Source organism: Mesotoga infera (assembly GCA_011045915.1).
In the GTDB taxonomy this organism is placed as follows: domain Bacteria; phylum Thermotogota; class Thermotogae; order Petrotogales; family Kosmotogaceae; genus Mesotoga; species Mesotoga infera_D.
On record DSBT01000095.1, the window covers coordinates 1 to 9313 of the forward strand.

At 44.3% G+C, this 9313-nt stretch carries 8 protein-coding genes; 3 read left to right on the plus strand and 5 right to left on the minus strand.

All coding sequences use genetic code 11. The annotated features are described in order from the left end of the window. Positions 1–280 precede the first annotated feature (280 nt). From ENN47_03150 to ENN47_03165, 4 genes are read right to left on the minus strand one after another with little or no spacing between them, the layout of a single operon-like run. A complete protein-coding gene (locus tag ENN47_03150; GenBank protein HDP77179.1) occupies positions 281–1339 on the minus strand; it encodes a GAF domain-containing protein in 1059 nt (352 codons plus the stop codon). Positions 1340–1375: 36 nt separating this feature from the next. Beyond that, positions 1376–2485 (minus strand): N-acetylglucosamine-6-phosphate deacetylase, encoded by a 1110-nt coding sequence (nagA, locus tag ENN47_03155; GenBank protein ID HDP77180.1) that lies wholly within the window; start codon positions 2483–2485, stop codon positions 1376–1378. Between the two features lie 31 nt (positions 2486–2516). Continuing rightward, positions 2517–3572, minus strand: coding sequence for an SIS domain-containing protein (locus ENN47_03160; GenBank protein ID HDP77181.1), 1056 nt, complete (start codon positions 3570–3572; stop codon positions 2517–2519). A 35-nt stretch (positions 3573–3607) separates the two neighbouring features. After that, positions 3608–4618, minus strand: coding sequence for a LacI family transcriptional regulator (locus ENN47_03165; GenBank protein HDP77182.1), 1011 nt, complete (start codon positions 4616–4618; stop codon positions 3608–3610). Between the two features lie 252 nt (positions 4619–4870). Here ENN47_03165 and deoC point away from each other — a divergent pair, with 252 nt between their 5' ends. Genes deoC through ENN47_03180 form a run of 3 tightly spaced genes read left to right on the plus strand, consistent with a single transcriptional unit; the run spans position 4871 to position 7814 of the window. Further along, the gene (gene deoC, locus ENN47_03170; GenBank protein HDP77183.1) at positions 4871–5569 is read left to right on the plus strand and encodes a deoxyribose-phosphate aldolase; all 699 of its coding nucleotides are present in this window, start codon (positions 4871–4873) and stop codon (positions 5567–5569) included. A gap of 11 nt (positions 5570–5580) precedes the next feature. Then, on the plus strand, positions 5581–6261 hold the full coding sequence (locus ENN47_03175) for a transaldolase (GenBank protein ID HDP77184.1): 681 nt from the start codon (positions 5581–5583) through the stop codon (positions 6259–6261). Positions 6262–6293: 32 nt separating this feature from the next. Next, on the plus strand, positions 6294–7814 hold the full coding sequence (locus ENN47_03180; GenBank protein ID HDP77185.1) for a sugar kinase: 1521 nt from the start codon (positions 6294–6296) through the stop codon (positions 7812–7814). A gap of 649 nt (positions 7815–8463) precedes the next feature. Here ENN47_03180 and ENN47_03185 read toward each other — a convergent pair. Then, positions 8464–9313, minus strand: an 850-nt coding sequence (locus ENN47_03185; GenBank protein HDP77186.1) for a linear amide C-N hydrolase, incomplete at its 5' end; no start/stop codon positions are given.

A 9313-nucleotide genomic window follows, 5' to 3' on the forward strand; every position in this document is an offset into this window, starting at 1 on the left:
AACAGACACCGGAAAACCTGTCTATTCACACATTTTGGTTTCCTTTCACTCGTACTTCCTAACCCGCTCTTATCAACCCGGGGTTCTCTTAACCGCTCTTTTAACCTGATCCTTTGTTTCCCCGCTAAGCGGGCATTGCGATCTGGGCTGTTCTTGCCCAGCTTTCGTCTAGTCTTTTGTTCTTCTTCGCGCCTAGAGCTTGTAACTGCTCTTCCCAAAGAACCAAGGACTCTCTTTCGTAAATATCTGACGCCTCTGACCTTCGGTTGATTTCTTCCCTTCACATGAATCTTGAGAATTCTATTACTCCGGATATCAATCCGGCGAAGACCTCCAGAAGCTTTATGTCTGCCTTACTCCAATCAAATTGGCCGCTAAGCCTTTCCAATCCGACGAAACCAACAGGCCTATACCTAGAGAAAATCGGAATGACAACAAGTGAAACGATTCCCTGCTGCGAAAGAATTTCTGCTTCTCTGCTAGCCTCTTCGGGGAGTTCACTAACAACATAAGAATGAACCCCCTCTCTTTTCATTTCATTTATCCACCAGGAAAACTCTTCGAACGGCATGTTTTGAAGATATGATTTTGCACCCTTGGTGCCTTCTCTACACCATTCGTGGGTGTTTCTTGCCGAATTGGTTCTGTAGTCCAGTAAGAAGACATTGGCCCTATCGGCGGAAGTAAGCTCTCCAAGTTGTCTAAGCGCTTTTTCGATTGCGTCGTCTATGTTCTCAAACTCCTTGAGTGCTCCGGAAACCTCTGAAATGACCCGTTCGAAATTCTGTCTCCACTGAATCTCTGCCGCTACCTTCCTATAGGCACTTGTGTCTCGGGCCACAACCATTGTGACTATGGAGTTCTGCAAGTCGAGAACCTTCAGGCAAATCTCAACCTGAAGCTTCTCGCCGCTCTTCATAGTAAGAAATGAATCCGTCGTACACATTCCCTTTATCTGAAGATCGGCTCTGATCTTCTTCATCTCAGAATCGAGATCGCCGGCAACCGAATAAAAACTCATCTCAAGAAGCTCTTCATAGGAATATCCAAGCTTCTGAACCACGCTGTTGTTGGCTTCGACTATTCTACCGGGCCTCAAGGGATCGTCAAGGCTCACGAGAAAGATCATGTCGTCAATCAGGCTAGAGAAACCTTCGTACTTGCTTTTTAGATACTTGTTCAGCGTATAGAATTGATTGGACCTCGAGGTTTCTCCGACAAAGGGATCTTCTGAAACCGTCTCTACGTGCATATTCCATCTCAGCTTGGAAATCCGTTCAGATAATGTCTTGATCTCCGCCGTACCGTTGTCAACGATGTACACTTTTATTGGTTCCACACGACCCCTCCGCAACTTGGTAGGAAGAGATCCTACTCAGGATTGAAACACCGTCTTCCCGTTCAGAACGGTTTCTTCAACTTCAAGATTTCCATCGAGCAATACCAGATCTGCGCGATAGCCCTCGGAGATTCTTCCGCGATCCTTTATGCCAATAGAGTTCAGAGAATTGAGAGAAGAGACCATTGCAAGCTCTTTAAGTGAGCATCCCGTGAATTCCCTGAAATTTCTGACAGCTCCGCTGAAGACAAGTACGGCAGCGGCTATTGTTCCGTCCTCCAGAGTAGGTCTTCCATTTTTCAGAATGACCTTCTGTCCTCCCAGTTCATACTCTCCGTCGGGCATGGCTGTCGCATCGATAGTATCGGTAACTATCATGATCTTCTTCGGGCCCTTTATTCCAAATACAAGCTTCACAAAATCCGGCAAAGAGTGAATTCCATCAATTATCATCTCTGCCGAAAAAGGCAGTGAAAGAACAGCTCCAACGCAGCCCAGTTCCCTGTGATGAAGAGTGTTCATCCCGTTGGGGAAGTGGGTTATTCTATCGCAGCCTTGATTGTATGCTCTCTCCATATCCCCGTAAGTTGCATCCGTATGTCCTAACGAAAGAGTTATACCGCGCTTCTGTATCAGCTCTTGCGCCTGTGAGAATCCCTCGAGCTCCGGAGCCATAGTAATGAGCTTCACCGATTCGATTAGCGTCTCCTCAATTTCCTTCAGGTCTATGCTTCGAATGAGTTCTGGATTCTGAGCTCCCTTTCTCTTTAGACTCAGGTAGGGGCCTTCATAGTGAATTCCCCCAACTGAAGTCAGATTATTATTTTTTGTGTAATCTCTTACTACTCTAGCAGCAGAAAGGATGGCCGAAGGAGTCGATGACATAGTAGTAGGCAGGAAATAAGTCACTCCTTGAGTGTAAAGGAAGTCCTCCCACTTCTTCAAAGCTTCCACGTCCATGGAAAGAGTGTCCACACCTACTGAGCCATGAGTGTGAGGATCAACAAATCCCGGCATCAGTATTCTCTCGAATTCTTGAGCCCCTTGAATTCGCTCAATTCTCGAGATTATGCTTTCTTCAGTTTCAACACTTCCAACAAACTCTCCGTCGATAGGATCAACAACCAATACATTCTCGAATCTCATCTGCCTTCAATCCTCCCTGTTATGAAAAAAATCATGGCCAGGTTATTTGATTACCCGTTGACATCTTTCCTCTTCCCATAAGGACCCTCTCATCGAGATCGAAGATCCCTCTGTAGTAGGCCGAATATACTGCGAACCACTGGAGAGGGATCATCAGAAGGAAGGGGGCGAAGAGTGGATCGAAGTCGCCGTAGTCCTTCACATCAAAGCGTATTATTTCTGAACCATTGGATTCAGCGATTTTTATGACCCGTTCGCTCATATCTCTCGATTCGTCGCTGCCCACAAGGAAGACCATTACCGGCTTATGACCGTCCAGCATTTCCGCCGGGCCGTGCCTGAATTCCGATGTTTCCATGAATGAAGCGTTGACTCTCATGTTTTCCATGAAGACAGTCAGTCCAAACTTATAACCTATGGCGTAGGCCGCTCCGCTCGCGAGTACGTAAAAGAGATCACTCTCCTGATACTTCCTGGCCAGTCTGTAGGCTCTTGATTCCTCTTCCTTGTATATTCTGCCCAACAGTTCAGGCATAATCTTTATCTGTTCGGATAACTTCGAAACGTCTCTCCCTTTGAGCCTGGCTATTTCAAGACTGAATATGAAGGCTCCGGCGAGTGGAAGTATAAACAGTCCATTAGAGTCATAAACTATCGATTCGTCTGCTTCCTTTGCCAGAATGCTGTCGGGTTTGCTTGTAAATGAAATCGTTGTCGCTCCCTTTTCGTTTGCAAATCTAAGTGCTGCGGCAGTATCTTCGGTATTTCCAGAGAAGGAGGCCAGTATTACCAACGCGTCTTTGTCAAGTCTTGAAGGATTCGTCCATATGAAATCATAACTTTTGTAGTAATTGGAGGGAAGATCCGTCATCTTGTTGAGTATATAATCTCCTGAATAGAGATTACACCAGGAGTTCCCGCTACCTACCCAGTAAATCTGCTTATAGCCTTTATCTAAGGCAGTCTTCGCAAGATTCTTGATCCTTTCCGTATGTTCTTCAAGGAAGGCGGAAAGATCCTTCTCAAGAGTAGGGGCAGTAAAGAGTACGCTTTGTTTTGCATCAGTCAAAAAATCTTCCAGTGTCAATCCAAACACCTCCAAATATTTATCAAGAAGTTTTGTCAGTCTCTTGGTGAGGTACATGATTCCCTTATGATCAGTCGTGTAGGCAGTCTGGTGAGTCCCTTTTCATATCTCTGACCTCTGATATTCATCATTATTCTTTTCGCGGCTATACTGCCGATTTCTCTCGTATCCTGAGCCACAGATGTAATTGGAGGATTACATAGATCAAACCAGACTATGTCATCAAAGCTTATGACCGATAGATCTCGCGGAATCTCAATTCCCATGTCCTTCGCAGCAAGAAGGAGTCCCGCCGCCATATAGTTGTTTGTTGTTATTACCGCTGTAATATCTTTGTTCTGAGCCAGGAGAGAGACTCCGCTTTTATAAGCTCCCTCAACCCTGAAGCCGCCAAGCTTGACCCACGACTGCTTTTCTTCTATGCCATACTTTGAAAGGGCTTTGCTGTATCCGGCAATCCTATCGTAGTTTGTGCTAATGTCAAGCGTATCCGAAAGGAAACCGATTCTCCTGTGACCAAGCTCAAGAAGATATTCAGCTGCCTCAAAGCCTCCACCCTCGTCATCGCTGACAATCATATCAACATCAAGGGCTTCAATGATTCTGTCAATTAGCACTATGGGAATTTCGGACTTTACAAGATCCTTCAAATGATCGGAATTGCTACGCGAAACCGGAGCGAGAATCAAGCCATCTACCTGCTTCTGAAAAAATCGATCTATAGATATCTTCTCGACCTCCACTTTTTCGTCGGTACTTGTGACAATCAAACTGTACCCTTCTGGGACAATCACATCACTTATCGCTCTCGCTATCGTAGAGAAAAAGGGATTCTGAATATCGCCCACAATCAATCCGATATTCTTCGTCTCACCGGTAACCATACTCTTGGCAATGTAGTTTGGCTTGTAGTTCAGCTTCTTCGCTGCCGCCAGGACCTTTTCTCTTGCCTTCTTGCTGACGTATCCGTATTTCCCGATCGCCCTCGCAACCGTTGCCCTCGAGAGGCCCGTCTCTTTCGCAATGTCGTCCAGCGTCGCTGCCATAACTCATCACCTGCTCAAAGATCAGCATACATAATCATTTATGATACCGCTATCATATGTAACAATCTATTCTATCTCATAATCTAATATTATGTCAAGTTTTTATATGCTTCGAATTAGCTCATAGATGGGTTTCAATTTTTTCGAGTTTTGTGTTATATAATTGATTCACGATAAATATGATACCGCTATCATATATTTCGATGAGTTTTGTGTGATTATCCCGTTCATTTCGATTACGGAGGTGCACCTTTGGAAAGGATTGACAGATTCTCTAAAAGGTTCGACAGCACGCTTCTGAAAGCGACCGCTACAATAAAAGAGTCCGAAATCTTTATAGACGATAGCGTATCTTGTGATTTCAGAGCGATTGTAGTCCCATGGTACTTGATGGACAGAGTGGTTAGAAAAGTCAAAGGTACGGATATCTCGGCGGCCTGTGGTTCGGGTTTTCCTTTCGGGTTCGAGACAACGGAGACCAAGGCATATATGATTAAGGAGTCGCTTAGGCTCGGTCCCGAAGTGAGAGATGTCGACATAACGGCCAATATTTCCGCTATGAAATCCGGAGACTGGGATTACTTCGAAAGGGAGATCTCTTATCTTTCCGGTCTCCTGAAGGATGTCACCTGCAAAGTAATTATCGAAGTATCTTATCTCGATACAGTCGAAATTGAAAAGGCTTGCTCTATTCTGATGAAACTTTCTTACGTCGATTTCGTCAAGACAGGTACGGGATACGGTTCCAGAGCCACCACGATAGAAGATGTAAGGACTATAAAGAGAATTGTGGGAGATGGAAAAGGTATAAAGGTATCGGGAGGAGTAAAGTCTCTCTCTCAAGTTGAAGAATTCATGGCTGCAGGAGCGGATATTTTCGGTTCCAGCAGTGCGATAGAAATATACAGGGAATTTTCCGAAAAATACCCTGGAAGAGCCGATCTTGCATGAAGAGAACATGAATGGAGGCAAACATGAAGCTTTTTATAGATGATGGAAACGTACAGGCGATAAGCGAATTGTTCGATTTAGGTTTCTTTTCCGGGATAAGCACTAATCCAAGTATTTTGAAGAGAACGGGAAGAAAACCGCTCGAAGTCATAAAGGATATTTTGAATAGGTTCACGGGCTCTCTTTTTGTCCAGTGTGCCTCTAGAGGTCACGATGAAGTGCTCAGGGAGGGAAAGGAACTCTTCAGGCTTGATCCCGAAAGGATAATCCTCAAGATCCCCTTCTCGCGAACGGGCATAAGGGTCTTGAGAGAATTCAAGAAGATGAATATAAATACTTTGATTACCGGTGTTTTCTCCGTTCCTCAAGTGCTGATGTCTGCAGAAGCGGGTTCCGACTATGTGGCGCCATATGCAAACAGGATCGAAAACCTGGGAATTGATCTATCTGTTGTCGGGAGTATGCAGAAAGTCTTGTCCAATGGGAACTACGAGACAAAACTAATCGCTGCAAGTTTCAAGACTCTAACACAGATCTCCAAGATGGCCGAGCTACCTATTTACGGAATGTCGCTTCCTGTGGTTATGTACAACGAGTTTTTCTCACACAGCGGCACATTGAAGGCGATCGACAATTTCGAGGCAGATTGGGATTCAATCGAAGACCGTGAATGGGTTCCTATGAAATCATGAGTTCACTTCCTGTTTGAAAGCGAGGTTAATTCTTGAAGTACATAATGGCACATGACCTAGGTACAACTGGGGACAAGGCAACTTTATTCAGCCAAACCGGATCTCTTGTCACTTCCTCCTTCGCCGGTTATGAAACCTTCTACTCCGGTCCCGGAATGGTTGAGCAAGATCCAGAGGCATGGTGGACTGCCTTCTGCAAGACAACTTTCGAAATCATTCATAAGGCAGAAATCGACACAAAAGACATTTCTGCACTCAGTATTAGCGGACAGATGATGGCAGTAGTGCCCGTAGATAGCTCGGGTGACCTGCTTAGAAAGTCCATTATTTGGGCAGATTCAAGAAGCACCGAACAGGCAAGAGACCTACTATCTAAAATCCCGGAAATCGATCTTTACAAAATTACTGGTTCCAGACTTTCGCCCACATATCAGGGGTTGAAGATAGCCTGGCTAAAGAAGTACGAGCCCGATCTCTATGAAAGAACCTTCAAGTTTCTTCAGGCAAAGGATTACATAAACCTTCGCCTGACAGGAAAGTTTGCGACAGATTTTTCCGATGCAGTTATGACAGCTCTATTTGATATCTCGAGGCTAGCGTGGTCTGAAGAACTGATTTTCGCTCTCGGAATTGAAAGTTCAAAGCTTCCCGATGTATACGCCTCCATTACCGACTTGGGAGAAATAAAGAAAGAAGTGGCGGCGGACCTCGGCCTTCCAAACTCATGCAAAGTAATACTCGGAGCAGGAGATGGTTGCAGCGCAGCCGTCGGAGCAGGTGCCGTTGAAGTGGGCGACACCTACCTATACCTCGGATCCTCCGCCTGGATCTCCACAATAACCGAAGAGCCTTTACTTGAGAGGGAAATGCGTGTATTCTCCGGGGCGCATGCAGTAAAAGGCCTATACTTTCCGTCCGGCACAATGCAGGCTGCCGGAACCTCATACAGCTGGATTAAGGATATTTTGTACGGTGATTGGTCCATGAAAGAAAGCGATCGTGATATCTATACTTATCTCGACACCCAGCTCTGCCAATCTCACCGTCATAGTGAATCAATATTATATCTTCCGTATCTGCTTGGAGAGAGAAGTCCGATATGGAATTCCAATGCAAGAGGTACTTTCATAGGATTGTCTGCCTCCCACAAGAAGATAGAAATCGTACGAGCAGTAATCGAAGGAGTTTCGATGAATCTGAAATGGATTCTGGAAAGTCTGGAAGAGTCTCTGCCAATCGGTAAGATACGGGTCATCGGAGGAGTAATAAAAAGCAGAATTTGGAAGCGAATAATCTCAACGATTCTCGGAAAGACGATCTCCATTCCGCAAAACGTCGATGAAGCAACTTCGATCGGCGCAGCAATGATAGCCGGAGTTGGTGCCGGTCTTTTTGATTTCTCCGCGGTTCGCAATTTTGTCGTTGATGTCGAAGAAATCGAGCCGATCGGGGATGAGCAAGAAGATTACCTCAGACTTTACCGCCTCTTCAAAGAATCGTATCGTGCTCTAGAGAAGACATTTGAAGGGCTTAATGGAGTCAGAAGGGGTTAGGCAACGTAACAGGAGTTGTAACGAAACAGGGTGTCGCAGCCATACTGTGTAGAGAAACTCGCGACACCCTGTTTTTTGATCTTTGAAACCTTCTTCAAATTACCTTCATTATAGGGAAATGCCTTTCCTAAACGACCTGATCTTTTGAACATGGGCCGTTCATAACTTTTGTTTTTCGACAATTATCACCTTGAAATGGCTTCCTACGCATGTTCAAAAGTGTTGTCTCCTAGCTCAATTACAGATTCATTTTCCCTCATTTCTCCGTTCTGCTAACCTCGTTTTGAACATCACTGCCCCACTAATTCTCAACGATTAATGAAGACTATTCGTGTATCCAGCCATAATGGCTAATTACAACTTATACGATTTTGAACAACCTCAAAACTCTCTTCTAAACAGCCATCTCAAAGTTGTCTACATTCAATGTTCAAAGCTAAAAAGTTTTGAACATGACTCCAAACACTTAGCAGAAAAGAAGTCTGTGAGTTTTCGACGGGTTTTGAACATGCCTAATTATTATTATCTATAAAGATATATAGAACAAGAAAAAGACCAATAATACAACCCATCGAAACCTCCTACATTGAAAATTACTTACCGTAATCGATTACACAAATCTGAAAAATATAGCAAAATTTCAGGCAAATCAAAAAGCATCTACGACTGAGAATTCTTTATCTACAATTATTGACTCATGCTCAGCCCCATTAGAGAAATCAACCTTATTTAGATCTACAAGAAACAGAGAGGAGCAATCATAAGACCTGAAATACAACTTGAGGTTCTTATTGTCCTTTATGGTAACCCACTGAGTGTTCTCGAAAGATGCAGGTCCATTTCCTTCTCTCTTTGAAACTCCGGCAGGAATGTCCACAGTATTTAGAAGATGAAGGGCAAGCATTACTCCTTCCTCTTCCGTTTCAACGGAATTTGAAAACTCTCTTAACAGAGTTATCCTAACGAATCTAGAGGGAGGAGTTCCATCACCGGGAATTCCAACGTATCCACTGCCAAAACCCATTCCCTTATATGTTATACCGTTTATTTCACCTTCTTTCATATATGGACTAAGATTAACGTAGTTTCTCAGATTTTCGAGATGCCATGAAAGCTCCGGGGCGTTTGTAAGAACTGCATTTGGATTATCGTAGATTTTCATCTCACCATCAATAAACTCGACAACCATGCTTCCACCAAACTTGTCATGCAAAGACAGATGAAGAGGGGGCACTTCACCGAGCAGTTCGTTTTCTTCACCCCAAATTGTCATACTTTCAAGAGCTTCTCTAACTGATTCAAGTGTGTCAAAGTTTCCGAGAATCCAGGAAGGAAGATCGAACAACTCAATAACCTTTGTAGGATCTGAATCAGGAGCGACCTCTTCATACTCTGTTCCCGGCAACCACAATGCGCTCAAAGACAATCCCGTTTCATTCAATCCATCTGAAATTGCTGTGGGAATATCAAAAGCATTCAATCCCACAAATCCATATTTA

Coding starts and splice junctions, on each gene's coding strand:
- ENN47_03165 (HDP77182.1), bottom strand. CDS start 4,618: ATGGCAGCGACGCTGGACGACATTGCGAAAGAGACGGGCCTCTCGAGG.
- ENN47_03175 (HDP77184.1), top strand. CDS start 5,581: ATGGAGGCAAACATGAAGCTTTTTATAGATGATGGAAACGTACAGGCG.
- nagA (HDP77180.1), bottom strand. CDS start 2,485: ATGAGATTCGAGAATGTATTGGTTGTTGATCCTATCGACGGAGAGTTT.